This is a genomic window from Stenotrophomonas sp. Marseille-Q4652 (genome assembly GCF_916618915.1).
Lineage (GTDB): Bacteria > Pseudomonadota > Gammaproteobacteria > Xanthomonadales > Xanthomonadaceae > Stenotrophomonas.
The window spans coordinates 1,808,948-1,834,634 of sequence record NZ_CAKAKE010000001.1; the positions used below are offsets into that span (position 1 = coordinate 1,808,948).

The window sequence follows — 25,687 nt, forward strand, 5'->3', positions numbered from 1 at the left end:
ATGCCAAGGCCAGCCTCACTTGCGCGCCAGGATCTGGTCGAACTGGCCGCCATCGGTGAAGTGGCGCTGGTGCGCCTGGGCCCAGGACCCGAACGCACTTTCGATCGTCACCAGCTGCACCTTCGGGAAACGCGCGATGTCGGCCGGATCGGCGTGTTCGGGATGACGCGGGCGGTAATAGTGCCTGGCCGCCAGTTTCTGCCCGGCCGGGGCGTACAGGTAATCCAGGTAGGCCTGGGCCACCTCGCGGGTGCCGTGCTTGTCGACGTTGCGGTCGACCAGCGCCACGGGCGGCTCGGCCAGGATCGACAGCGACGGCACGACGATGTCGAACTTGTCCGGGCCCAGTTCCTCGATGGACAGGAACGCCTCGTTCTCCCACGCCAGCAGCACGTCACCGATGCCGCGCTGGACGAAAGTGGTGGTCGCGCCACGCGCGCCGGTATCGAGCACCGGCACGTTGCGGAACAGCGCGGTCATGAAACGCAGGATCTTCGTTTCATCGCCCTTGAAGATGTGGTCGGCAAACGCCCAGGCCGCAAGGTAGTTCCAGCGCGCGCCGCCGGACGTCTTCGGGTTGGGGGTGATCACCGAGACATTGGCACGCAGCAGGTCCGGCCAGTTGCGGATGTTCTTCGGATTGCCCTTGCGCACCAGGAACACCACGGTGGAGGTGTACGGCGAGCTGTTCTGCGGCAGCCGCTTCTGCCAGTCGGTCGGCAACAGCTTCGCCCGCTCGGCGATCGAGTCGATATCGTAGGCCAGCGCCAGCGTCACCACGTCCGCCTCCAGGCCATCGATGACCGCACGCGCCTGCTTGCCCGACCCGCCGTGCGAGGCCTCGATCTGCACCTTCTGCCCCTTGGCCTGATGCCAGTGCGCGGCAAAGGCGGCATTGAACTCGCGGTAGAACTCGCGGGTCGGGTCGTAGGACACATTGAGCAGCTTTAGGTCCTTGGCCCCGGCGCCCACGGCCAGGGTCAGGGCAAATCCCACCAGGATGGCGCGCAGCGCGGCGCGGGTTCGCATGAGCTTCATTCGCATTCTCCGGTCAGGCCAGAAGAAGACCTGCAGTCGAGTGAAAACCGTGTTCTCGCCCGGCCGCCCGAACCGGCTTGCCTCCACGAAGGGAGCAGCAAGCAGGCGTTGGACAGCAACCTTGGCGACGATGTCGGTGGCTGAGTTTATCCGACGGCCACTGCCGGGCCTTGCATCGGATCAACTGCAAGCACGCATCGGTGCCTGCCGTTCCGGATGCTGGGCAGGTGCAGTGGGCCTGGGAAATGGCTTGCCCCGCCGATCTCATTCGAAATGCGCATATGCCATGCCCGATCAAGGGACGCGCCAGGTGGCAGGGTAAAATGGGACCTTTCCCACTGCCCTTTCGCCATGTCCGCCTCCCTGACCCAGCACTACGCCGACGAACTCGACGCCATCCGCGCCCAGGGCCTGTTCAAGTCCGAGCGTGTCATCACCAGCCCGCAGTCGGCCGAGATCACCCTGGCCGATGGCCGCACGGTGCTGAACTTCTGCGCCAACAACTACCTGGGCCTGGCCGACCACCCGGACCTGATCCAGGCCGCCAAGGATGCGCTGGACACCCACGGCTTCGGCATGGCCTCGGTGCGCTTCATCTGCGGGACCCAGGACCTGCACAAGCAACTGGAAGCGCAGATCGCCGGCTTCTTCGGCAAGGACGACACCATCCTCTACGCCGCCTGCTTCGACGCCAACGGCGGCCTGTTCGAGCCGCTGCTGGGCGAGAACGACGCGATCATCTCCGATGCCCTCAACCACGCCTCGATCATCGACGGCGTGCGCCTGTGCAAGGCAAAGCGCTACCGCTACGCCAACTGCGACATGGCCGACCTGGAAAAGCAGCTGCAGCAGGCAAAGGCCGACGGCGCCCGGACCATCCTGATCACCACCGACGGGGTGTTCTCGATGGACGGCTTCATCGCCCCGCTCGACGAGATCACCGCGCTGGCCGAAAAGTACGGTGCGCTGGTGCACATCGACGAGTGCCACGCCACCGGCTTCCTCGGCGATACCGGCCGTGGGTCGGCCGAGGTCAAGGGCGTGCTGGAAAAGATCGACATCATCACCGGTACCCTCGGCAAGGCCATGGGCGGCGCGCTGGGTGGTTTCACCACCGGCAAGGCCGAGGTGATCGAGATGCTGCGCCAGCGTTCGCGCCCCTACCTGTTCTCCAACTCGCTGCCGCCGCACGTGGTCGCCGCCGGCATCAAGGCCTTCGACATGCTCGACAAGGCCGGCGACCTGCGCGAGCGCCTGAAGGAAAACACCGCCTACTTCCGCTCGCAGATGACCGCCGCCGGCTTCGACATCAAGCCGGGCGTGCATCCGATCAGCCCGGTGATGCTGTACGACGCGCCGTTGGCGCAGAAGTTCGCCGAGCGCCTGCTGGAAGAAGGCATCTATGCGATCGGCTTCTTCTTCCCGGTCGTGCCCAAGGGACAGGCCCGCATCCGCACCCAGATCAGCGCGGCGCACACCCGCGAGCACCTGGACCGGGCCATTGATGCGTTCACCCGCATTGGCAGGGAGCTGGGCGTGATCAAGGCCTGATCCGCCCCGGGCCCGGAAAACAAAAAGGCGCCGGTTCCGGCGCCTTTTTTTCTTACTTGTCCTTCGCCGCGTTGGCCAGGCCAGCGTCATCACCACCGCCGGCTGCGGGCTTGCCCTTGGCCACGCGGATGCCGTTGGACTTCATCCATGCGTCGAATTCTTCGGCGCTCATCTTGCGTCCTTCCTGCTGCATGTGGAAACGGTAGGCACCGCGACCATCACGCGCTTCGGGCGCCGGCTGCTGGGCTTGCCCGGCTGCCGGCCTGGCTTCGGTCGCCTCGGGCTTTGCGGCCTGCGAAGCGCCGGCCACGGCCAGACCCATTATGAAAAGGGCAACGCCCGTTGCCTTGCGGATTGCTGCTGACTGCATTGGTAATTCTCCCCGGATGGATCCCCCGGCCAAGACTCTAGCCAAGGTCCACCTCCAGGAATCACACCGCCCTCACATTTCGTGCACGCGGAATTAGCAATCAGCGCAGCGCCGCCAATTCAGCTGGATCGAGCTCGCGCCACTGCCCCTTGCCCAGCTCGCCCAGCTGGACCGGGCCGATCGCCACCCGCACCAGCCGCAGCACGTCCAGCCCCAGCGTGGCCAGCAGGCGGCGGATATGCCGGTTGCGGCCCTCGTCCAGTGCCACCTCCAGCCACGCATTGCGGGTGCCCGAGCGCAGCAGGGTCACGCGGCTGGCCGCCAGGTGCTCGCCGGCATCAACCACGCCGGCGCACATGGCTTGCAGTTGTTCGGCCGTCGGCACGGCATCGACCTGCACGTGATAGGTCTTTTCCGGACCGGTGCGCGGATCGGTCAGACGCGCCGCCCACTCCGGGTCATTGCTGAAGAACAGCAGTCCTTCGCTGGCCTTGTCCAGCCGGCCGACCGGTGCCAGCCACGGCAGGCCGGCGCCATCCAAGCAGCGGTAGACTGTGTCGCGGCCGCGCTCGTCCTGCACCGTCGTCACCAGGCCGCGCGGCTTGTTGAGCATCAGGTACCAGCGCCTGCCCTCATGCAGCGGCGCGCCATCGACACTGACGCGTTGGCGCTCGCGGATGACGGGGAATTCGGGATCACGGATGACACGGCCATCAACGCTGACCCGCCCGGCCTCGATCCAGCGCGCGGCCTCGCTGCGCGAGCACAGCCCGGCCTTGGAAAGCACACGGGCAAGGCCATGGCGCACGCCATCGGCCGGCGCCGCGGGGCGCCGGGTCGTGGAACGTACAGGGGGATGGCGTCGCTCGGCCATGCCTGATGGCCGCCAGCGGGCAGCCGCTTACTTGGTTTCGACGGGCGTCTCGGCCGGAGCTCCGGCCACCGGGGCCACCGGGGCCGCCGGGCGCGCCTTGACCACGCGCACGCCACGCGACTTCATCCAGGCGTCGAATTCCTCGGCGGTCATGCGCTTGCCGTTCTGGCTCATGTCAAAGCGCCACGGCGTGTTGTCGAACTCGGTCTGCGGCTTGTAGGCGGCCGGCTCGTTGGCGCTGATCGCCGGCTGTGCTGGCGCAGCCGCGGCCAGCGTGCGGCAGTCTTCGACCTGCGCGCGCATCAGCACCTGGTCCACCGACTGCTCCTGGCTGTCAGTGGAGCTCAGCACGCCGGCCGGTGCACCCAGCTGGGCCGGGCGGGTGTGCAGCTCGGAAGCCACCGGCGCGACAACGGTTTCGGGCAGGGTCACCGGCTTGATGCTGGTGGCCGTGCAGTCGACAGCCGCATGGGCGGCGGGGATCAGGGCCAGGCCAATCACGCCAGCCATCACGGTACGCAGCATCGGGGAACTTCCATTGCACGGGGGACGCGGCGAGTGTAGGCACCCCCCGTTTTGCTTTCAAGCATTTGCGGGGCATTCCTGCGGCGCAACGCGGGGTTCCGGGCCGCTCATCGCCAAGTCCGCATCGCATTTTCCAAGGCGCAAAAAAACAGGGCCCGGCAATGCCGGGCCCTGTCTGGATCACTGCAACGTCAGATCAGTTCTGGACGTTCAGCTCGGTGCGACGGTTCTTCGCACGGCCTTCCGGATTGTCCGAACCATCCTCGTTGGTGTTCGGGGCAATCGGGCGGCTCTCGCCGTAGCCGATCGGGCCGACCATGCGCGAGGCATCGACGCCGTTCTGCTGCAGGTAGTTGTACACGGCGGTAGCGCGACGCTCCGACAGCTTCTGGTTGTACTCGTCGGTACCCTTCGAGTCGGTGTGGCCGGCGACTTCAACGCGCAGGTCCGGGTAACGCTTCAGGATCTCGGCGGCTTCGCCCAGGATCGCCACGGCGTCCGGACGCAGGGTGGCCTTGTCAAAGTCGAAGTTGACGCCCTTCAGGTCGATCGAGACCGGCACCGGGCAGCCGTCCGGACCGATGGTCTGACCGGGCTGCGAATCCGGGCAGCGGTCGTCGCAGTTGTTGACGCCGTCACCGTCGTCGTCCAGGTCGGCGCAGCTCGGGGCGACCGGAGCCGGGGCCGGGGCCGGGGCAGCAGCCGGGGCCGGGCCCAGCGGGATCACGACGCCGACCGAAGCCAGCACGTCACCGAACCAGTCTTCCTCGTTGCCAGCCAGGGTCGGGTTGACGCTGGTGTCGTCGAAGTCGGCGCGGTAGGCCAGCTCGGCGCGAACAGCGACGCGCTTGTCGAAGGTCGTCTGCAGACCGACACCGACCTTGGCAGCCAGGTTGCCGTCTTCGCGCTGCGCCGGCGAGGCCGGGCTGTTGATCACGTACTCTTCTTCAGCCTTCTGGTAGCCCAGGCCCATCAGGATGTAGGGATTCCAACCGCGGCCTTCCTGGATGAAGTGGCGACGCAGGTCCAGCGAGATGCCGTACTGGCTCCAGTTCAGATCCTGGTTGGCATCGAAATTCGGGTTCTGATAGTTCAGCTCGCCGTCCAGCGACCAGGTCGGGCTGATGAACTTGCCCAGGCCCAGGGTGACGAACGGAGCGTCGTTGGTCAGACGGTCGCTGTCCTGGAAGTTGAAGCCGGCCGAACCGGTCAGGTACCAGCGGTCATCGAACTCCTGCGCCGAAGCCGCCTGCGCGAACGCCAGGCTGCCCAGCAGTGCAGCGGTAAGAATCTTCTTGTTCATGAATACAACTCCTTTTCGGGGGTATTAAACCGGTGGAGGCTTGGTCCAGCTAATTGTTTCGTCGTGTGGGGACGGCCGTTTCCAACGCCATCGCGGCGAACCTTATGCTCTGGGAAGTGAAGACCACGTTAACGGCCCCATAACATCACTCTTTCCATTCCGCGCCGAACCTGCGCAACGTATACAGCTTGGTGAAAAACGGCAAGAGGCCGGCGCACCAAGACATTGCGCAGCACCCCACCCATCGCATCCGCCTGCGTACGTCGCCAGCCAAGGAATGACGGTCCAGGCTCAATGGGGCAAACGCGATAACCGTATGATCCGGTTACCCGTTTTGTTCAGGAGTGGCGATGAAAGCCGTTGGTCTGACGCATTACCTGCCCATTGAAAACCCCGATTCGCTGATCGACGTGGAAATTCCACACCCCGGCCAGCCGCAGGGCCAGGACCTGCTGGTGCGCGTGGAGGCGATCTCGGTAAATCCGGTCGACACCAAACTGCGTGCGCCCAGGCCAGGCGTCGAGCCGGCTCCGCGCGTGCTCGGGTTTGATGCTGCCGGCGTGGTCGAGGCGGTGGGCCCCGATGTCACTGCCTTTGCCCCGGGCGACGAGGTCTATTACGCCGGCGACGTCACCCGTCCCGGCAGCAACGCGCAATACCAGCTGGCGGACGAGCGCATCGTTGCGCGCAAGCCGGCGACGCTGGATTTTGTCGAGGCCGCAGCGCTGCCGCTGACCACGCTGACGGCGTGGGAACTGATGTTCCAGCGCATGCCGCTGCAGTTCGACGGCGCGCACCACCGTGGAGAGCACCTGCTGGTGGTTGCTGGCGCCGGCGGCGTCGGTTCCATCGCCATCCAGCTGGGCAAACATGCCGGCTTTACCGTCATTGCCACTGCGTCGCGCGAGGAAAGCCAGGCGTGGTGCCGGCAGATGGGTGCCGACCACGTGATCGACCATCGCCAGCCCCTGCAGCCGCAACTGGCAGCGCTCGGTGTGCAGCAGGTGGAAGTTGCGCTGAATTTCGCCAGCACCGACGCGTACTGGCAGCAGCTGGGTGAGCTGTTGGCACCGCAGGGACACGTGGGCCTGATCGTGGAGCCGGCCAGCGAGTTGCGCATCGGCGATCCATACAAGGCCAAGTGCATCGGCATCCACTGGGAATTCATGTTCGCCCGCGCGCGCTTCCGCACTGCCGACATGATCGAGCAGCACCGCATCCTCGCCCGTACCGCCAGCCTGGTGGATGCCGGGGAGCTGCGCACCACGCTGACCGAAACCCTGAAGCCGATCAACGCGACCAACCTGCGTGAAGCCCACCGCCGGCTGGAGTCGGGGCGGACCGTCGGCAAGCTCGCCCTGGCCGGCTGGCCGTAAGCGCTCGCACCGGCGGTCGCGCCGCCTGCCCTTGCCAGCCCGGGGATTTGACGGCACCCTGCCGCCTCCCGTACGCAAGCGTATCCATCATGTCGCCAGCCGCCGAATCCGCCGCCTACCCGCATCTGTTCAGCCCGCTGGACCTGGGGTTCACCCAGATCCGCAACCGCGTGCTGATGGGCTCCATGCACACCGGGCTGGAAGACCGCGCGGCCGATTTCCCCAAGCTGGCGGCCTACTTCGCCGAGCGCGCCGCCGGCGGCGTCGGACTGATCGTGACCGGGGGCTTCGCCCCGAACCTGGTGGGCTGGCTGGCGCCATTCGGCAGCAAGCTGTCCTGGCCGTGGGAAGTGGGCCGGCATCGCCAGGTGACCGCTGCCGTGCACGAACACGGCAGCAGGATCTGCCTGCAGTTGCTGCACGCCGGACGTTATGGCTACCACCCGCTGCAGGTGGCGCCGTCGAAGCTGAAGGCGCCGATCAATCCGTTCACCCCGCGCGCGCTCAGCGCGCGGGGGGTCGAGCGCCACATTGCCGACTACGCCCGGGCGGCCCGGCTCGCGCGCGAGGCCGGCTATGACGGTGTGGAGGTCATGGGCTCGGAGGGCTACCTGATCAACCAGTTCATCGCCGCGCGTACCAACAAGCGCGACGACGCCTGGGGCGGCGATCCTGGTCGCCGCATGCGCTTTGCGGTGGAGATCGTGCGCCGCATCCGCGAGGCCTGCGGCCCGGACTTCATCATCATCTACCGGCTGTCGTTGCTTGACCTGGTCGAGGACGGCAGCAACTGGGAGGAAATCGTGCAGCAGGCCAAGGCGATCGAAGCCGCCGGTGCCACGATCATCAATTCCGGCATCGGCTGGCACGAGGCGCGCATCCCGACCATCGCCACCTCGGTGCCGCGCGCGGCCTTTGCCGGGGTCACCGCCAAGCTGCGCCCGCACGTGAACGTGCCGGTGGTGGCGGTCAACCGCATCAACATGCCCGAGGTGGCCGAGCGCATCCTCGCCGAGGGCCAGGCCGACATGGTGTCGCTGGCGCGCCCGCTGCTGGCCGATCCGCAGTGGCCGAACAAGGCGCGCGCCGGCAAGCCCGAAAGCATCAACACCTGCATTGCCTGCAACCAGGCCTGCCTGGACCACGTGTTCGCCAACAAGCGCGCCACCTGCCTGGTCAACCCGCGTGCCGGCTACGAGACCGAGCTGAACTACCTGCCGACCAGTGCGCCGAAGAAGCTCGCCGTGGTCGGCGCAGGCCCCGCCGGCCTGGCCTGCGCGACCGTGGCCGCCCAACGCGGCCACCACGTCACCCTGTTCGACGCGGCCAGCGAGATCGGCGGACAGTTCAACGTGGCCAAGCGCATCCCCGGCAAGGAGGAGTTCCACGAGACGCTGCGCTACTTCCGCTACAAGCTGGCCGAAACCGGCGTCGAGGTGCGGCTGGATACCAAGGTGGATGCCGCGGCGCTGGCGGGGTTCGACGAAGTGGTGCTGGCCACCGGCATCGTGCCGCGCAAGGTCGACTTCCCCGGTGCGGACCACCCGATGGTCGTCAGCTACCTGGACGTGTTGCTGGGGCGGGTGGAGGCTGCCGGCAAGGTCGCCATCATTGGCGCCGGCGGCATCGGCTTTGACGTCGGCGAGTTCCTGGTCCACGAGGGCGAATCGCCGTCGCTGGATACCAGCCGCTGGATGGCCGAATGGGGGGTGGACCCCAGCTTCGAGGCGCGCGGCGCGCTGACCAGGCCAGTACCGGAGGCTCCGGCGCGGCAGGTGTGGCTGCTGCAGCGCAGCCCCGGCAAGCCGGGCGCACGGCTGGGCAAGACCACCGGCTGGATCCATCGCAGCACGCTCAAGGCCAAGGGCGTGAAGATGCTGGGCGGTGTGGAGTACCTCGGCGTGGACGACAGCGGCCTCCACATCCGCGTCCACGGCAGCGAGCAGACCCTGGACGTGGGCACCGTGGTCGTCTGTGCCGGCCAGGAGCCGCGGCGCGATCTGGTCGATGACCTGACCGCGCTGGGCAAGACTTCGCACCTGATCGGCGGCGCCGATGTGGCCGCCGAACTGGACGCCAAGCGAGCGATCAACCAGGGCAGCAGGCTCGCCGCGACCCTGTAAATGTGATGGATTTCGTGGTTTTTGCCGCCTTCGCCGCCTTTTCCGGAGTAGCGGATGGGCCTCGACCGGCCGGAACTCCCGGCTGAATGTCAACAAGCCCCATTCAGGAACGATTTGGGGTAAGCCCCCTACCTTGCGCGCACTTCGCTCACCAGCCAGTTCCGGTGAGCCGGCGCGGCCCTCCACGAGGGACCGCCACGGGGTGGCCCCGATGGCCACCTCCCCATGACGCCAAGCCGGTGTCCTCTTCCCTCTCCCACCCACGTGGTGACAGGGCGGGCACGGCCCACACGGAGCAAGGAGAAACATGAAACTGGCCTGGATCCTCTGGCTGTCGCAAGTCCTGCCGCAGCCGGCCGCCGACTCGTTGTGCCTCAGCACGACCGTCTACCTGGAAGCCCGCGACCAGACCCCGCGCGGCCAGCAGGCTGTCGCCGAGGTCGCACTGCGCCGGCTTGAAAGCGGGCTGTGGGGTGACTCGATGTGCCAGGTGGTCACTGCCCGCAAGCAGTTCGCTCCGACCATCGTGGCCCCGGGCACCCGCCTGAAGAACACCGACGCCTGGGTGGAAGCGATGAACGTCGCCTTCGCCGCCGAGCGCAACTGGTCGCTGCCGGCTGACAAGCGCCAGGAGATCGTCCCGGGCGCCAGCCACTTCGCCGCGCTGTCGATCGCCAGCCCGAGCTGGCGTAACGCCTACCAGGTGGCGACCATCGGCAGCCACACCTTCTACAAGGTGCAGACGCTCAGGCCGCGCGCCTCCTGAGGCACTGTGCCGGCCCGCGCGGGCGCTGGATAACCCCGGTCCCCTTCACCAAGGATTGTCCATGAAGCTCTACACCAAGCCCGGTGCCTGCTCCCTGGCCGACCACATCGCCCTGCAGTGGTCTGGCCTGCCCTTCGAGGTGCAGGTGGTGGATGCGGCGACGATGAAGTCGCCCGAATACCTCAAGCTCAACCCCGCCGGCGCCGTGCCGGTGCTGGTGGACGGCGACTGGGTGCTGACCCAGAACGCGGCGATCCTGCACTACATCGCCGAGAAGGCGCCGGATGCGGCGCTGGACGGCGGTAGGGACGCGCGCCAGCGGGCAGAGGTCAACCGCTGGCTGTCGCTGGCCAATGCCGACATCCACCCGGCGTTCCATCCGATCTTCGGTTCGACCCGCTACCTGGAAGACGCGGCGATGATCGCCCGCACCCAGGAACATGCCCGCCAGCGCCTGCGCGGCCTGTACGAGCGCGTGGACGCACAGCTGGCCGGCAACGCGTGGATTGCCGGCGGCCAGCGTTCGATCGCCGACGCTTATATATATGTCACCGCACGCTGGGCCCGCGCCACCGGCGTGAACCTCGATGGCCTGGACGCCCTGCAGCGCTTCGAGCAGAAGATGGTGCAGGACGCCGGGGTGCAGGCCGCGCTGCGTACCGAGGGCCTGGCCTGAGCACGGGCGCCCGCTGCGCCACCGCTACGCGGGTCAATTGAATGCCGGACGGCCGCCCCAGAGGGCGGCCGTCCGCGTTCAGGCGTACTGCAGCACCCGCTGGCGGGTTTCTTCCAGCCAGCGCGAGGCAAAGGCGTGGCTCTTGGCCCGGGCAAAGGCATCAGCCACGTCCGGCCACAGCTTTTCCAGCTCGATGGCGGTCTGCGCCCGCTCGATCTTCAACTGCAGGAAATAGCCCTTCAGGCCCAGATTCCTGCGCACCGACTCGCTCATCCAGTCGTACAGCTCACGGTAGCGGTCCGGATCATTGGCGATGGTGGCCGTGGCCAGCACGACCGGGGCTGCGGCGGGCTTGCCGCCGACCACCTCGATCAGCCCCATCTCGGCCAGCTGCGCCACCGCGTCATCCGGCGCGCGCAGGTTCAGCCCCATTTGCCTGAGTTCATCCTCGTTACGGCTGCCATCGACCATCAGCAGGATCGAACGCAACGCCAGCGGCAGCCGCCGCCCCCGATCCTCGATTTCCTGACGGCCAGCCTCGGTCTTGGCATAGATCAGTGCCATTCCCAGTTCCCCCTGTGTCACGGCATTCGCATGTCAAAGACGCCACGCGGCGCAGGCACTTTCCTGCCACCGGCGCGGCCCCTTCCCCCTTGCGATCGCCGGCACGGCCGTGCCTGGATCGCCGCGCTACTTCCCCAGTGCGCGGCGGATTTCCTCCAGTGCCCCGGGATCGTCGAGCGTCGACAGGTCGCCGGGGTCACGCTGCTCGGCCAGTGCCTGCAGCGAACGCCGCAACAGCTTACCTGAACGGGTCTTCGGGAGTGCATTGACCACATGCACGTGGGCCGGGCGTGCGACGGCGCCGAGCTGTTCGACCACCCTGGCCACCATCTGCGACACCGCCTCGCGGGGATCATCGCGCGACTGCTTCAGGGTGACGAAGGCCATAGGTACCTGGCCCTTGAGCTCGTCCTTGACGCCGATGACCGCGGCCTCGGCAACCGCCGGGTGCCCGGAGATGGCCTCCTCGATCTCGCGCGTGCCCAGCCGGTGCCCGGCGACATTGATGACGTCGTCGGTGCGGCCAAGGATGAAGGTGTAGCCGTCCTCGTCGCGGATCGCCCAGTCCAGCGAGCTGTACAGCAGCTCCCTGAAGTGGCTGAAGTAGCTGTCGAGGAAGCGCTGGTCGTCCTGCCAGACCGTGCTCATGCACCCCGGCGGCAGCGGCGGCTGGATCACCAGCACGCCCTTCTGGCCCGGCCGGACCTCGTCGCCGGTCTGCTCGTCGATCACCTTCATCCGGTAACCGAGGTTGGGGAAGCCCGGCGAACCGAACTTCACCGGTTTCATGTCCAGCCCCGGCAACAGGGTAAGCGCTGGCCAGCCGGTCTCGGTCTGCCAGTAGTTGTCGATCACCGGCTTGCCGAGCACGTCGCTGATCCAGGTCGCGGTGGGCTCGTCCAGCGGCTCGCCGGCCAGGAACAGGTACTTGAGCGCGGACAGGTCACGGCGCTCGATGAAAGACGGATCGTGCTTCTTCAGCACGCGGATCGCCGTGGGCGAGGAGAACAGCGTGCGCACGCCGTACTTCTCGCACAGCGACCACCAGATGCCCGCATCCGGATTGACCGGCAGCCCCTCGTACAGCAGCGAGGTGCAGCCGCCGATCAGCGGGCCGTAGACGTTGTAGGAGTGGCCCACCGCCCAGCCGACGTCGGAGGTGGTGAACATCACCTGCCCCGGCGCGCAGTCGAACACGGTGCGCATCGACTGCGCCATCGCCACCGCATAGCCGCCGACGTCGCGCTGCACGCCCTTGGGCTTGCCGGTGGTGCCGGAGGTGTACAGCAGGTAGCTGGGCTCGTTGGACTCCAGCCACTGCACGGGCACCTCGGCATCTCCAACCTTGGCGCGGAGGCTGGCGTAGTCGTGGTCGCGGCCGGCCAGGCGCGGCTCGGCCGGGTCCAGCCCGCGCGACACGATCAGCACGTTCGGCGGCGGGCTCTTGGCCTCGGCGCAGGCGGTATCGACCATGGCCTTGTACGGGATCACCTTGCCGCCGCGCATGCCGGCATCGGCGGCGATCAGCAGCTTGGGCCGGGCATCGTCGATGCGCAGTGCCAGGTTGTGCGCGGCAAAGCCGCCGAACACCACCGAGTGGATGGCGCCGATGCGGGCGCAGGCCAGCATCGCGTACACCGCCTCGGCCATGTTGGGCATGTAGATGACGACGCGGTCGCCGCGCTGTACGTCCAGGCGCTGCAGCACGGCGGCAAAGGCGTTCACTTCGCGATACAGCTGGCGGTAGGTGACCTCGTGGGTAACCCCGGTCTCGGTGGATACCGCCACCAGCGCCAGCTGGTCGGGGCGACCGGCCAGGTGCCGGTCCACCGCGTTGTAGCAGAGGTTGGTTTCCCCGCCGACGAACCAGCGCCGGAACGGCGGGTTGGAATAATCCAGGATCTGCTGCGGCGGCCTGTGCCAGTAAATGGCCTGCGCCTGCTCGGCCCAGAATGCCACCGGCTCCTCGATGGAACGGCGGTAGACCTCTTCGTATCCCACGATTCCTCCCGCACTGCGTTGTGTGCGATCGAGCATACGCCCGGCAAATCGGGGGCTCCTTCCGACAATGGTCGTAGGGTGACAGGCGGTGGTCGCAGTTCCGCGGCAGGGCTGCCAGCACGGGCGGAACCCGCGCTTGCGTATGGCGCAAAAGGAAAACGCCGGGCAAGCCCGGCGTTTTCGGTGTCGCGTTTGCGGGGCGGGTCAGCCCAGCAGGTCGGCCACGCCGGCGCGCTCTTCTTCCAGCTCGGCCAGGGTGATGTCGATGTACTTCTTGGAGAAGTCGTCGATCGGCAGGTCCTTGACGATGGTGTACTTGCCGTTCTCGGTGGTCACCGGGAAGCCGAACATCACGCCTTCCGGGATGCCGTAGGAACCATCGGACGGAACGCCCATGGTGACCCACTTGCCGTTCGAACCCAGCACCCAGTCATGGATGTGGTCGATGGCGGCGTTGGCAGCCGAGGCAGCCGAGGACAGGCCACGGGCGGCGATGATCGCGGCGCCGCGCTTGCCGACGGTCGGGATGAAGGTGTTGGCGTTCCATTCCTGGTCGTTGATCAGCTCGGCGACCGAGGCACCGCCGGTGGTGGCAAAGCGGTAGTCCGGGTACATGGTCGGGCTGTGGTTGCCCCACACGGTGAACTTCTCGAACGAGTCGACGGTCTTGCCGGTCTTGGCGGCCAGCTGCGACAGCGCGCGGTTGTGGTCCAGGCGCAGCATCGCGGTGAAGTTCTTCGGATCCAGGTCCGGGGCCGACTTCATGGCGATGTAGGCGTTGGTGTTGGCCGGGTTGCCGACCACCAGCACCTTGACGTCACGCTTGGCGACGGCGTTCAGGGCCTTGCCCTGCACGGTGAAGATCTTGGCGTTTTCCAGCAGCAGGTCCTTGCGCTCCATGCCCGGGCCGCGCGGACGGGCGCCGACCAGCAGGGCGACGTCGACGTCCTTGAAGGCGACCAGCGGGTCGGCGGTGGTGACCACGCCGGCCAGCAGCGGGAACGCGCAGTCTTCCAGCTCCATCACCACGCCCTGCAGCGCGGCCTGGGCCTTCTCATTGTCCAGCTCGAGCAACTGCAGGATGACCGGCTGGTCCTTGCCCAGCATTTCGCCGGAAGCGATGCGGAACAGCAGGGCGTAGCCGATCTGGCCGGCAGCGCCGGTCACGGCGACACGTACGGGTGCTTTCATGGGGGATTTCCTCTGCTATGTAACTTGGTGGTGTGGACAGGGGGCGGCGCGGGTGCCATGCCACATGCCCGGGTCGGGATGGCCACTCGGATGGGTGGCCGATTTGATTCAGGCGGCGAGGATCTTGTTCCACTCGGCGACGCGGTCGGCCTTGGCGGCCAGCGCGGCGTCGACGTCACCCTCGATGGTGATCTTGTTGATGGCGTCGCCCTGCTTGACCGCATCGACCACGTCCTGGCCTTCCAGCACCTTGCCGAACACGGTGTGGCGGCCGTCCAGCCAGTCGGTCTTGATGTGGGTGATGAAGAACTGCGAGCCGTTGGTGTTCGGGCCGGCATTGGCCATCGACAGCGAACCGCGCTCGTGCTTCACGCCATTGTTGGTCTCGTCCTCGAAACGGTAGCCCGGGCCACCGCGGCCCGAACCTTCCGGGCAGCCGCCCTGGATCATGAAATCGGCAATCACCCGGTGGAAGTTGAGGCCGTCGTAGAAACCGCGCTGGACGAGGTTCACGAAGTTGGCCACGGTCAGCGGCGCCTTGTCGGCGAACAGCTCGACCTTGATCAGGCCGCGGGAGGTGTCGAAATTGGCGATCAGGGACATGGAGATCCTTGGGTACGGGCGTTTTATGAGCCCAATAGGATACACCCGCCGACCCGGCCGGGCGCCGCGGGAACAGCGCCGAGCGGGCGTTCCGGGCCCAGCTGAATGGGCCAAGGACCCTGCAGTGAAGCGGTTTCCGCGAATGGCCCGTGATTCCGTATAATACTCGGCTTCCTTTTCCCCTCCGGCGCCGACTGGCCCCCTTTCGCATGTCCATCGAAAACCTTCGCAACATCGCCATCGTCGCCCACGTCGACCACGGCAAGACCACCCTCGTCGACCAGCTCCTGAAGCAGTCCGGCACCCTGTCCGAACGCACCGTGCTGGCCGAACGCGTGATGGACAGCAATGACCAGGAAAAGGAACGCGGCATCACCATCCTGGCCAAGAACACCGCCATCACCTGGCAGGGCAACCGCATCAACATCGTCGACACCCCCGGACACGCCGACTTCGGCGGCGAGGTGGAGCGCGTGCTGTCGATGGTCGACTCGGTGCTGATCCTGGTCGACGCGATGGACGGCCCGATGCCGCAGACCCGCTTCGTGACCCAGAAGGCCTTCGCGATGGGCTTCAAGCCGATCGTCGTGGTCAACAAGGTGGACCGTCCGGGCGCGCGTCCGGAGTGGGTGATCGACCAGGTGTTCGACCTGTTCGACAAGCTCGGCGCCACCAATGAGCAGCTGGACTTCCCGATCGTCTACGCCTCGGGCCTGAACGGCTACGCCGGCCTGGAAGACACCGTGCGCGACGGCGACATGACCCCGCTGTACGAAGCGATCATGAAGTACGTGCCGGCGCCGCAGGTCGAGGCCGATGGCCCGTTCCAGATGCGCATCAGCCAGCTGGACTACAACAACTTCGTCGGCGTGATCGGCATTGGCCGCATCCAGCGCGGCAAGGTCAGGAAGAACCAGCCGGTGATCGTGATCGACCGTGAGGGCAAGAAGCGCCAGGGCAAGGTCCTGCAGGTGCTGGGCTTCATGGGCCTGGAACGCATCGAGGTCGAGGAGGCCCAGGCCGGCGACATCGTTGCCATCTCCGGCATCGCCGAGCTCACCATCTCCGACACCGTGTGCGCGCTGGAAGCCCCGGAAGCGCTGCCGGCGCTGACCGTCGACGAGCCGACCATCTCCATGACCTTCCAGGTCAACAACTCGCCGTTCGCCGGCAACAAGGACCTGTCCGGTGGCAAGTTCCTGACCAGCCGCCAGCTCAAGGAGCGCCTGGAACGCGAGACCGTGCACAACGTCGCGCTGAAGGTCGAGCAGCTGGAAGACGCTGACAAGTTCCTGGTTTCCGGCCGTGGCGAGCTGCACCTGTCGGTGCTGATCGAGAACATGCGCCGCGAAGGCTACGAGCTGGCCGTGTCGCGTCCGGAAGTGATCATCAAGCAGATCGACGGCCAGTGGATGGAGCCGATCGAGCAGCTGGTGGTGGACATCGAGGAGCAGCACCAGGGCGGCGTGATGGAGAAGCTCGGCACCCGCAAGGCGATCCTCGAGAACATGGAGCCGGACGGCAAGGGCCGCGTGCGCCTGGACTTCAAGATCCCGGCGCGTGGCCTGATCGGCTTCCAGAACGAGTTCAAGACCCTGACCCAGGGTTCGGGCCTGCTGTTCCACGTGTTCGACCATTACGGCCCGAAGGAACAGGGCGCCATCGCAAAGCGCCAGAACGGCGTAATGATTGCCAACGCCCCGGGCACCACCCCCGCCTATTCGCTGGGGCCGCTGCAGGAACGCGGCAAGCTGTTCGCTGCTGAAGGCGACAACGTGTACGAAGGCCAGCTGATCGGTATCCATTCCAAGGACAACGACCTGACCGTCAATGCGATCAAGACCAAGCCGCTGACCAACATGCGCGCTTCGGGCAAGGACGATGCGATCCAGCTGACCCCGGCGATCAAGTTCACCCTGGAACAGGCACTGGACTTCATCGACGACGACGAGCTGGTGGAAATCACCCCGAAGGAAATCCGCCTGCGCAAGAAGTTCCTGACCGAAAGCGACCGCAAGAAGGCCTCGCGCGCCGGTTGATCGGCATGCGGGGAAGGGGCACTCCCGCCGGCAATGCCGTGCGCAACCCGGGAGTGCTGGCCATCGCAATGATGGAAGCCGGCAAGGCGATACTCGCCCTGCTGGCCGCGGCCGGACTGGCCCTCGCCGGTCCGCAACCGCTTCGCCACGGCGTGCACGAGCTGCTCGCACGCCTGGGCCTGGACGCCGAACGCGGCGCAACCGTGTCCGTACTGGACCAGATCACCCCCGATGCCGTGAACCTGGCCGCCGCCCTGCTGGCGGTGTACGGGCTCGTCCGCGTGGCCGAGGCCTGGGGCCTGTGGCGCTCGCGCGCCTGGGCGTCGTGGCTGGGCTGCATCTCCGCGGCGATCTACCTGCCGCTGGACGTCTACGCCATCGTCCGCCATCCCGGCGTGGCCTCGTCCGCGCTGCTGGCCGTGAACCTGCTGGTGGTGGCGGTCCTGGCGCAGGACCTGCGCCGGCGCCGCAGCCCCATCGCCGCGTGAGCGGCATCCACGTTTGCCAAGCCGATACCTGCTGGTTAGCCTGCTGGCTTCCAGAGGGAATCCGATGATCCGTCGCCTTGCAATGCCACTGGTCATTGCTGCCGCGCTGTGCGGCTGCCAGGCCGAAGCCCCCCAGGCCGCCGCCAGCGGCACCACTGCGTCCACCGCCCCCTTCGCCTATGCCGAAGTCGACATCACCGGGCTGCAGGCGCGCATGACCGCCGGTGAAGTGGACAGCACCACCCTCACCCGTGCCTACCTGGACCGCATCGCCGCGATCGATCGCGCCGGCCCGCGGCTGCGCGCGATCATCGAGCTCAACCCCGATGCCCTGAAGGAGGCGGCCAGGCTGGACGAGGAGCGCCGCAATGGCCGCCTGCGCGGCCCACTGCATGGCATCCCGCTGGTGATCAAGGACAACATCGGCGCGCTGCCCATGAGCACCACGGCCGGCTCGCTGGCACTGGAAGGCTTCCGCCCGGAGGACGCCTTCGTGGTCAGCCGCCTGCGCGACGCCGGGGCGGTGATCCTGGGCAAGACAAACCTGAGCGAGTGGGCCAACTTCCGCTCCACTCGCTCGACCTCCGGCTGGAGCGCCCGTGGCGGGCAGACCCGCAATCCGTATTCGCTGACGCACAACCCGTGCGGCTCCAGTTCGGGTACGGCGGCCGCAGTGGCAGCCAACCTGGCCGTCGCCGGCGTGGGCACGGAGACCGACGGCAGCATCGCCTGCCCGGCGGCGGTGACCGGCCTGGTCGGGCTCAAGCCGACGGTAGGACTGGTCAGCCGCAGCGGCATCATCCCGATCTCCTTCAGCCAGGACACGGCCGGGCCCATGACCCGCAGCGTCCGTGATGCCGCCCTGCTGCTGTCAGCGATGGCCGGGCATGATCCGGAGGATCCGGCCACCGCCACCCGCCCCGGCCAGGCGGTGTTCGACCTTGCCGCTCGACTGGACGAGGGCGCACTGCGCGGTGCGCGACTTGGCCTGGTGCGCAATCCGCTCAACGAGCACCCGGCCGTGGCCGCCACCTTGGACCAGGCCATGCAGGTCCTGCGCGATGCCGGCGCCACGGTGATCCAGACCGCGCTGCCCACCGACGGGGAGTGGGACGAGGCCGAGCTGCAGGTGCTGCTGGCCGAGTTCAAGGCCGGACTGGAGCGCTACCTGGTCAACCACGAGGCGCCCATCCAGTCGCTGGCCGAGCTGATCGAGTTCAACCAGCGCAATGCCGACCGGGAACTGGCGTTCTTCGGCCAGGAGCTGCTGGAACAGGCGCAGGCCGCCCCCGGCCTCTCCGACCCGGCCTACATCGGGGCGCGCATGCAGGCGCGACGGCTGGCCGGCCCGCAGGGCATCGACGCCGCGCTGCAGGCCGACCGGCTGGATGCGCTGATCGTCCCCACTACCGGTCCGGCCTGGGTCACCGACCCGGTCAATGGCGACGACTTCCCCGGCGCCGGCTACAGCGCAGCAGCGGTGGCCGGCTATCCCAGCATCACCGTACCGATGGGCAGCACCAATGGGCTGCCGCTGGGCCTGCTGTTCATGGGCAAGGCCTGGAGCGAGCCGCGCCTGCTCAACCTCGCCTACGCCTATGAGCAGCGCACCCGGGCACGGGTGCCGCCGGCGCTGGACTCCGCGCCGCTTCCCTGACCGTCCTCAGGCTTCCGGCACCACCGCCGGCGGCCCGTCCTCGGCACCGGGCGAACGCACGCCATCGCCCGAGGGCCGGCGCAGGCTCGGCGCCGGTCCCACCTCCGTTTCCACCTGCGCGCGCAGCCGCGGCAAGGCGTACGGGTGCTCGCGCACGAGGAAGTCGATCATGCGTTCGCGCACCAGGCAGCGCAGGTCGAAGGCGTCGCCGGAATTGCGCGCGCTCACCAGCAGTCGCACCTGGATGGTCTGTTCGCTGGTCTCGGTGACCTGGGTAACGCAGACCCGGCCGTCCCACAGCGGCTCGTTGTGGCAGATGCGCTCCAGCTCCTGGCGCACCGCCGCCACCGGCGTGCGGTAATCCAGCCACAGGAAGGCGGTACCCAGCAGGTCGGCGCTGCGCCGGGTCCAGTTCTGGAACGGGTTCTCGATGAACCACGACAGCGGCACCACCATGCGCCGCTCGTCCCAGATCCGCACCACCACGTAGGAACTGCCGATCTCCTCGATGCGGCCCCACTCGCCCTCGACGATCACCACGTCGTCCAGGCGGATCGGCTGGGTCAACGCGATCTGCAGGCCAGCGATCAGGTTGCCGAACACCGGCTTTGCCGCGATACCGGCGACCAGGCCGACGATGCCGGCCGAGGCCAGCAGGGTGCGGCCGATCTGCTTCACCGGGTCGAAGCTGAGCAGCACGATCGAGGTGCCGAGCAGGATGATCGCGCCCATCAGCACGCGCGAGATTACCCGGGTCTGGGTCTGGATGCGCCGCGCCTCGAGATTGTCCACCACGTCGATGGGATGGCTGCGGCGGATCGCCAGTTCGACCGCGGCCACCACCCGCACCAGCAGCCAGGTCACGCAGCCGACCAGGCCGATCTGCAGCACGTGGCGGGTGGCCTCAAGCGTCCTGCCCGCCAGCGGCGTGGCCTCGACAGCGGCGTTGAGGAACAGCAGCGGCAGCGCGAATGCCAGCGGCAGGCTGAGCACGCGGATGATGCGAGCCCGCCGGTAATCGCGGCCCTGCATGCGTTTGAACAGCCACAGCAGCAGTGACCAGCCCACCATGCCCGCCAGTACCGCCGCACCCAGCGGCAGTACGTAGGGCTGCAGCATTTCCCAGTCCGTCATCACGCCAGCGTTCCCTTCAGGAAAGTCAGGCGCTACAGGATGCCCGGACGGGAATGAGCGTTACGTCGTCGCCGGCCCCTGCGCCCCGGCGTCCTGCAGCTGGCGCTGCTTGCGCACGATGGCCATGGCGATCTCCAGCGACTGCTCGTAGTTCAGGCGGGGATCGACGGTAGAGCGGTAGGCACGCTCCAGGTCGCGCTCGGTCAGCTCGCGTGCGCCACCGGTGCATTCGGTGACATCCTCGCCGGTCAGCTCCATGTGCACGCCGCCCAGGCGGGTGCCAGCCGCGGCGTGCAGCTCGAACGACTGCTCCAGTTCCTGCAGGATGTTGCCGAAGCGCCGCGTCTTGTAGCCGTTGGCGGTGCTCTCCGTATTCCCGTGCATGGCATCGCAGACCCACAGCACCCGGCGGCCGTCACGGCGCACCGATTCCAGCAGCGGCGGCAGCCTGTCGGCGATCTGCGCCGCGCCCATGCGGTGGATGAAGGTCAGGCGGCCCGGCTCGTCGTCCGGGTTGAGCGCGTCGATCAGGCGCAGCAGCTGGTCCGGCTGCACCGACGGGCCGACCTTGATCGCGATCGGGTTGCGGATGCCGCGGAAGTACTCCACGTGCGCACCATCGAGCGCGGCGGTGCGCATGCCGATCCAAGGATAATGGGTGGACAGGTTGAACCAGCCCGACTGGCGCGGCACCTGCCGGGTCAGCGCTTCCTCGTACGGCAGCAGCAGGGCCTCGTGCGAGGTGTAGAAATCTATGCGGTTGAGGTTGTGCACCTGCGAGCCGGACAGCGTCTCCATGAAGTGCACCGCATCGCCGATGTCGGCCACCATCTTCTGGTACTCGCCGGCCAGCGGCGAATAGCGCACCCAGTTGAGGTTCCAGTATTCGGGATGGTGCAGGTCGGCAAAGCCGCCGTCGATCAGCGCCCGCACGAAGTTCATGGTCATGGCCGAGCGCGAGTGCGCGCTGATCATGCGCCGCGGATCGGGCGTGCGCGCCTCGGCGGTGAAGGCCGGGCCGTTGACCACGTCGCCGCGGTAGCTGGGCAGGGTCACGCCATCGCGGGTCTCGGTGTCGGCCGAACGCGGCTTGGCGTACTGCCCGGCGAAGCGGCCGACGCGGATCACCGGCTTGCGCAGGCCGTGCACCAGCACCAGGCTCATCTGCAGCAGGACCTTGAGCCGGTTGGAGATGGTGCCCGACTCGCAATCGCTGAAGTTCTCGGCGCAGTCCCCGCCCTGCAGCAGGAAGCGACGCCCCTCCTGCGCCTCGGCCAGCTGCTGCTTGAGCGCGAAGATCTCCCACGAGGTCACCAGCGGTGGCAACTGGCGCAGCTCGGACAGCGCCGCGTCCAGCGCGGCGGCGTCCGGGTAGGTCGGCATCTGCAGGCCCACGCGGCCACGCCAGCTGTCCGGCGCCCACGCGACCGGCAGGTGGAGGGGCGAAGGACTGCGATCCGGGGAATTCATCAGGGTGTTTCCAGTAGGGGGTATAAAAAGGTCAGGCAAGGCGCGGCGCACGACGGCGCCAGCCGGCTACCAGCGCCCATGCGGCGAGCAGCACGAACCACACCAGGCTCCACATCGGCATGCTCAGGCCCACGAAGGTCCAGTCGATGTTGCCGCAGTCGGCGGTGCCGGTAAGCACGGTACGGAGCACTTCCAGCGGGCCCATGGTCTCGCTCAGGAAGCTCAGCGGCGGGCCGCAGCTGGACATCGCATCGCGCGGCATCACCTGCACCCACACGTGGCGACCGGCGATGCCGATACCGATGGCCGCGGCGATGAAGGCCAGCGTGCCGTAGGTCTTGCGCCCTGCCCCGTCGGCCGGGCCATGCAGCGCGCCGATCAGGAACAGCAGGCCCAGCGCGGCGAATGCCAGCCGCTGGAAAATGCACAGCGGGCAAGGTTCCAGGCCCATCTGCAGCTGCATGAAGATCGCATAGCCCAGCAGGCCCGCACACACCAGGAAACCCAGCAGGAACTGGCTACGGAAACTCCAACGCAACGGATTCATCAGCAACGCTCGCTAGGATCAGACGGCAAGATTAACAGGCCACTCCCCGCCTGCCAGCCGCCGTATGCAACTGACTGGCGCCAGAGATGGAAAAGCCCGGGACGGGCCCGGGCTTCTCGCAGACATCTGTCGGACAGCTACCGATTACTCGGCCACTTCCTCGGAAACGGCCGGACGGTCAACCAGCTCGACGTAGGCCATCGGAGCGTTGTCGCCAGCGCGGAAGCCGCACTTCAGGATGCGCAGGTAGCCACCCGGACGGTTCGCGTAGCGCGGACCCAAGGTGGTGAACAGGGTGCCGACCGCTTCCTTGTCGCGCAGGCGCGCAAAGGCCAGGCGGCGGTTGGCGACGCTGTCAACCTTGGCCAGGGTGATCAGCGGCTCGGCGACGCGGCGCAGTTCCTTGGCCTTCGGCAGGGTGGTCTTGATCAGCTCGTGCTTGATCAGCGAGGCCGCCATGTTCTTGAACATCGCTTCGCGATGGGCGCTGGTGCGGCTGAACTTGCGGCCGGATTTCTGGTGACGCATGGTCGTTGTTTCCTATGGATGAATGGTGTGGCTGTTGTGGATCGCTGTCGCCTTCCAGGCGTTGCAACATGGACTGCGGATGGTCCTGGTCATCCCTCCTGGACAACCTGCCGCGGACTTTGTGTCCGTCGGACGGGTAAAGCCTGAAACAAATACGACGCCCTGCATGTCATCCATGCAGGGCGCCGGATTCTACATCATCAACCCAGCATGCCGTGGCTGGCGACGCCAGCCGGCGGCCAGTTCTCCAGCTTCATGCCGAGCGACAGGCCACGCTGGGCCAGCACTTCCTTGATCTCGGTGAGCGACTTCTTGCCGAGGTTCGGGGTCTTGAGCAGCTCCACTTCGGTCTTCTGGATCAGATCACCAATATAGTAGATGCTCTCGGCCTTCAGGCAGTTGGCCGAACGCACGGTCAGCTCGAGGTCGTCGATCGGGCGCAGCAGCACCGGATCCACGCCGTTGTTGGCCGGCTTGGCTGCACCGCGGTCGCGGTGGGTGAAGTCACCGAACACCGACAGCTGGTCGCTGAGGATGTCGGCGGCGGTGCGCACGGCTTCCTCGGCGTCAATCGTGCCGTTGGTCTCGATGTCCAGCACCAGCTTGTCCAGATTGGTACGCTGCTCGACGCGCGCCGCTTCCACGGCGTAGGCGACACGGCGCACCGGCGAGAACGAGGCGTCCAGGACCAGACGGCCGATGGCACGGGTTTCTTCGTCCGGACGACGGCGCGAGGCAGCCGGCTGGTAGCCGAAGCCGCGCTCGACCTTCAGGCGCATGTTCAGCGCCACGTCCTTGGTCAGGTGGCAGATCACGTGATCGCCATTGATGACCTCGACGTTGTGGTCGACCTTGATGTCGGCCGCGGTAACGATGCCCGGGCCCTGCTTGGACAGCGACAGGGTGGCGCTGTCACCGGAATGCATGCGGATTGCCACGTCCTTCAGGTTCAGCAGGACTTCGAGCACGTCCTCCTGCAACCCTTCGACGGTGGTGTACTCGTGCAGCACGCCGTCGATCTCGACTTCAGTGATGGCGAAGCCCGGGATGGACGACAGCAGCACGCGACGCAGGGCGTTGCCCAGCGTATGCCCGTAACCACGCTCCAAGGGCTCGATGACGACCTTGGCGCGGGTCTCGGTAAGGCGTTCGATCTGCGGACCGCGAGGACGCAGAACCTGGTTGGCGGTAACCGTCATGTTGCGGGTTCTCCTGCGAACCTCCGGTGCGGCCCGGAGGTTCTCCAATGTGAATTACTTCGAATACAACTCGACGATCAGCGCTTCGTTGATATCCGAAGGCAGGTCGGCGCGATCCGGAACAGCCTTGAAGATGCCGCTGAACTTCTTGGCATCGACCTCAACCCAGGACGGGCTCATGTCGTGCTGTTCGGCCACGGTCAGGGCTTCCTGCACGCGCAGCTGCTTCTGGGCCTTCTCCGACAGGGCGATCGCGTCGCCAGCCTTGACCTGGTACGAAGCCAGGTTCACGGACTTGCCGTTGACGGTGACGCCGCGGTGGCTGACCAGCTGGCGGGCAGCCGGACGGGTGACGGCGAAGCCCATACGGTAGACGACGTTGTCCAGACGGGTTTCCAGCAGCTGCAGCAGGTTCTCGCCGGTGTTGCCCTTCTTGGTCGAGGCCTTCTTGTAGTAGTTGCGGAACTGGCGCTCCAGCAGGCCGTAGATACGCTTGACCTTCTGCTTTTCACGCAGCTGGGTGGCGTAGTCGGACAGTTTGCCCTTGCGGGCGGTGGCGCCGTGCTGGCCGGGCTTCTGCTCCAGCTTGCACTTGGAGTCCAGGGCGCGGGCCGGGCTCTTCAGCGAGAGGTCGGCGCCTTCGCGACGGGCGAGCTTACAGGTAGGACCGATATAACGAGCCATTTCTTATCGCTCCTTTAGACGCGACGCTTCTTCGGCGGACGGCACCCGTTGTGCGGGATAGGCGTCACGTCGATGATGTTGGTGATCTTGTAGCCGACGTTGTTCAGCGAACGCACGGCCGACTCACGGCCCGGACCCGGACCCTTGATGCGGACTTCCAGCGACTTCACGCCGTAGTCCAGCGCAGCCTTGCCGGCCTTTTCGGCGGCAACCTGGGCGGCAAACGGGGTCGACTTGCGGGAACCACGGAAACCGGCACCACCCGAGGTCGCCCAGGAAAGCGCATTGCCCTGGCGGTCGGTGATGGTGACGATGGTGTTGTTGAAAGAAGCGTGGACGTGGGCGACGCCATCAGTGATGACGCGCTTGATCTTCTTCTTGGTCTTAGCAGCAGGCTTGGCCATTTTCTATGTCCCTTACTTCTTGATCGCCTTGCGCGGACCCTTGCGGGTGCGGGCGTTGGTACGGGTACGCTGGCCACGCAGCGGCAGGCCGCGACGGTGACGCAGACCGCGGTAGCAGCCCAGGTCCATCAGGCGCTTGATGGCAATGCCGATCTCGCGACGCAGGTCACCCTCGACGATGTACTTGCCGACCTCGGCGCGCAGGCGCTCGATTTCCGGCTCCGACAGATCGCGGATCTTGGTGGTCGAAGCAACGCCTGCGGATTCGCAGACCTTCTTCGAACGGGTACGGCCGATGCCGTAAATGCTTTGCAACCCGACCCAGACGTGCTTCTGGGCTGGCAGGTTGACGCCTGCAATACGCGCCATGACGCGGTTCTCCAGCTGAGTGATGGCCGAACGCGCGCGAGGGCACGCCAATCCGGCAGGATGGATCAAAAAAGTGAACTAGCGATTCTAACAAGGTTCCGGTTTATCTGGAAGTCCGTGGAACCAGAAGGTTCCATGGACCCGGCATGGGGAGTGTGCCCATGCTCCGGCGCCGGATGTCGTTGGTGATGGCAAACCCCGCCACCG

The 25,687-nt window shown here is 66.8% G+C and carries 25 protein-coding genes; 8 read left to right on the plus strand and 17 right to left on the minus strand.

All coding sequences use genetic code 11. The features are described from left to right. Positions 1 to 15: 15 nt before the first annotated feature. Positions 16 to 1,038, minus strand: coding sequence for a sulfate ABC transporter substrate-binding protein (locus LG380_RS08550; RefSeq protein ID WP_225764583.1), 1,023 nt, complete (start codon positions 1,036 to 1,038; stop codon positions 16 to 18). Positions 1,039 to 1,389: 351 nt separating this feature from the next. Between LG380_RS08550 and kbl the strand changes: the two genes are divergently transcribed. Beyond that, entirely contained in the window at positions 1,390 to 2,589 is a 1,200-nt protein-coding gene (kbl, locus tag LG380_RS08555) for a glycine C-acetyltransferase (RefSeq protein WP_225764585.1), read from the plus strand. A 52-nt stretch (positions 2,590 to 2,641) separates the two neighbouring features. Here the strand turns inward: kbl and LG380_RS08560 are convergent, their stop codons facing one another. From LG380_RS08560 to LG380_RS08575, 4 genes are all read right to left on the minus strand, one after another. Then, a complete protein-coding gene (locus LG380_RS08560) occupies positions 2,642 to 2,959 on the minus strand; it encodes a hypothetical protein (protein ID WP_225764587.1) in 318 nt (105 codons plus the stop codon). Between the two features lie 100 nt (positions 2,960 to 3,059). Continuing rightward, positions 3,060 to 3,833, minus strand: a complete 774-nt coding sequence (locus tag LG380_RS08565) for a pseudouridine synthase (protein ID WP_225764590.1) — start codon at positions 3,831 to 3,833, stop codon at positions 3,060 to 3,062. 27 nt (positions 3,834 to 3,860) lie between these two features. Beyond that, a complete protein-coding gene (locus LG380_RS08570) occupies positions 3,861 to 4,358 on the minus strand; it encodes a hypothetical protein (protein ID WP_225764592.1) in 498 nt (165 codons plus the stop codon). A gap of 196 nt (positions 4,359 to 4,554) precedes the next feature. Beyond that, positions 4,555 to 5,661 carry an OmpA family protein gene (locus LG380_RS08575; RefSeq protein ID WP_225764594.1) on the minus strand — a complete coding sequence of 369 codons (1,107 nt, stop codon included), beginning with the start codon at positions 5,659 to 5,661 and terminating at the stop codon, positions 4,555 to 4,557. Between the two features lie 350 nt (positions 5,662 to 6,011). Here LG380_RS08575 and LG380_RS08580 point away from each other — a divergent pair, with 350 nt between their 5' ends. The 4 genes from LG380_RS08580 to LG380_RS08595 all read left to right on the plus strand — a co-directional run bounded on the left by LG380_RS08580 (position 6,012) and on the right by LG380_RS08595 (position 10,602). Continuing rightward, entirely contained in the window at positions 6,012 to 7,037 is a 1,026-nt protein-coding gene (locus tag LG380_RS08580; protein WP_225764595.1) for a zinc-binding alcohol dehydrogenase family protein, read from the plus strand. A gap of 89 nt (positions 7,038 to 7,126) precedes the next feature. Then, positions 7,127 to 9,160 (plus strand): NADPH-dependent 2,4-dienoyl-CoA reductase, encoded by a 2,034-nt coding sequence (locus LG380_RS08585; protein ID WP_225764596.1) that lies wholly within the window; start codon positions 7,127 to 7,129, stop codon positions 9,158 to 9,160. A 307-nt stretch (positions 9,161 to 9,467) separates the two neighbouring features. Then, positions 9,468 to 9,926 carry a cell wall hydrolase gene (locus tag LG380_RS08590; protein ID WP_225764597.1) on the plus strand — a complete coding sequence of 153 codons (459 nt, stop codon included), beginning with the start codon at positions 9,468 to 9,470 and terminating at the stop codon, positions 9,924 to 9,926. A gap of 61 nt (positions 9,927 to 9,987) precedes the next feature. Then, positions 9,988 to 10,602 (plus strand): glutathione S-transferase N-terminal domain-containing protein, encoded by a 615-nt coding sequence (locus LG380_RS08595; protein WP_225764598.1) that lies wholly within the window; start codon positions 9,988 to 9,990, stop codon positions 10,600 to 10,602. A gap of 78 nt (positions 10,603 to 10,680) precedes the next feature. On the opposite strand, the gene LG380_RS08600 is transcribed toward LG380_RS08595, so the two are convergent. From LG380_RS08600 to LG380_RS08615, 4 genes are all read right to left on the minus strand, one after another. Continuing rightward, positions 10,681 to 11,166: a hypothetical protein gene (locus LG380_RS08600; RefSeq protein ID WP_225764599.1), complete on the minus strand. Its 486-nt coding sequence runs from the start codon at positions 11,164 to 11,166 to the stop codon at positions 10,681 to 10,683. Positions 11,167 to 11,292: 126 nt separating this feature from the next. After that, on the minus strand, positions 11,293 to 13,167 hold the full coding sequence (gene prpE / locus LG380_RS08605) for a propionate--CoA ligase (protein ID WP_225764600.1): 1,875 nt from the start codon (positions 13,165 to 13,167) through the stop codon (positions 11,293 to 11,295). Positions 13,168 to 13,371: 204 nt separating this feature from the next. Further along, positions 13,372 to 14,358, minus strand: coding sequence for a malate dehydrogenase (locus LG380_RS08610; protein ID WP_225764601.1), 987 nt, complete (start codon positions 14,356 to 14,358; stop codon positions 13,372 to 13,374). 108 nt (positions 14,359 to 14,466) lie between these two features. Beyond that, positions 14,467 to 14,961 carry a peptidylprolyl isomerase gene (locus LG380_RS08615; RefSeq protein ID WP_225764602.1) on the minus strand — a complete coding sequence of 165 codons (495 nt, stop codon included), beginning with the start codon at positions 14,959 to 14,961 and terminating at the stop codon, positions 14,467 to 14,469. A gap of 209 nt (positions 14,962 to 15,170) precedes the next feature. Here LG380_RS08615 and typA point away from each other — a divergent pair, with 209 nt between their 5' ends. The 3 genes from typA to LG380_RS08630 all read left to right on the plus strand — a co-directional run bounded on the left by typA (position 15,171) and on the right by LG380_RS08630 (position 19,145). Next, positions 15,171 to 17,000 carry a translational GTPase TypA gene (gene typA / locus LG380_RS08620; RefSeq protein ID WP_225764603.1) on the plus strand — a complete coding sequence of 610 codons (1,830 nt, stop codon included), beginning with the start codon at positions 15,171 to 15,173 and terminating at the stop codon, positions 16,998 to 17,000. Positions 17,001 to 17,068: 68 nt separating this feature from the next. Further along, the gene (locus tag LG380_RS08625) at positions 17,069 to 17,488 is read left to right on the plus strand and encodes a DUF2127 domain-containing protein (protein WP_225766531.1); all 420 of its coding nucleotides are present in this window, start codon (positions 17,069 to 17,071) and stop codon (positions 17,486 to 17,488) included. 82 nt (positions 17,489 to 17,570) lie between these two features. After that, entirely contained in the window at positions 17,571 to 19,145 is a 1,575-nt protein-coding gene (locus LG380_RS08630; RefSeq protein ID WP_225766533.1) for an amidase, read from the plus strand. A 6-nt stretch (positions 19,146 to 19,151) separates the two neighbouring features. Here LG380_RS08630 and LG380_RS08635 read toward each other — a convergent pair whose 3' ends face one another. From LG380_RS08635 to rpsM, 8 genes are all read right to left on the minus strand, one after another. Further along, positions 19,152 to 20,282, minus strand: coding sequence for a mechanosensitive ion channel domain-containing protein (locus LG380_RS08635; RefSeq protein ID WP_225764605.1), 1,131 nt, complete (start codon positions 20,280 to 20,282; stop codon positions 19,152 to 19,154). A gap of 57 nt (positions 20,283 to 20,339) precedes the next feature. Beyond that, entirely contained in the window at positions 20,340 to 21,749 is a 1,410-nt protein-coding gene (locus LG380_RS08640) for a 3-deoxy-7-phosphoheptulonate synthase class II (RefSeq protein ID WP_225764606.1), read from the minus strand. 31 nt (positions 21,750 to 21,780) lie between these two features. Next, positions 21,781 to 22,296 (minus strand): disulfide bond formation protein B, encoded by a 516-nt coding sequence (locus LG380_RS08645; RefSeq protein ID WP_225764608.1) that lies wholly within the window; start codon positions 22,294 to 22,296, stop codon positions 21,781 to 21,783. A 144-nt stretch (positions 22,297 to 22,440) separates the two neighbouring features. Next, positions 22,441 to 22,824 (minus strand): 50S ribosomal protein L17, encoded by a 384-nt coding sequence (rplQ, locus tag LG380_RS08650; protein WP_225764609.1) that lies wholly within the window; start codon positions 22,822 to 22,824, stop codon positions 22,441 to 22,443. 200 nt (positions 22,825 to 23,024) lie between these two features. Next, entirely contained in the window at positions 23,025 to 24,023 is a 999-nt protein-coding gene (gene rpoA / locus LG380_RS08655; protein ID WP_225764610.1) for a DNA-directed RNA polymerase subunit alpha, read from the minus strand. A gap of 54 nt (positions 24,024 to 24,077) precedes the next feature. Beyond that, positions 24,078 to 24,707 (minus strand): 30S ribosomal protein S4, encoded by a 630-nt coding sequence (rpsD, locus tag LG380_RS08660; protein WP_225764611.1) that lies wholly within the window; start codon positions 24,705 to 24,707, stop codon positions 24,078 to 24,080. A 14-nt stretch (positions 24,708 to 24,721) separates the two neighbouring features. Continuing rightward, complete coding sequence (gene rpsK / locus LG380_RS08665) at positions 24,722 to 25,111, minus strand: 30S ribosomal protein S11 (protein ID WP_225764612.1); 390 nt, start codon at positions 25,109 to 25,111, stop codon at positions 24,722 to 24,724. 12 nt (positions 25,112 to 25,123) lie between these two features. Beyond that, a complete protein-coding gene (gene rpsM / locus LG380_RS08670) occupies positions 25,124 to 25,480 on the minus strand; it encodes a 30S ribosomal protein S13 (RefSeq protein WP_225764613.1) in 357 nt (118 codons plus the stop codon). Positions 25,481 to 25,687: the final 207 nt, after the last annotated feature.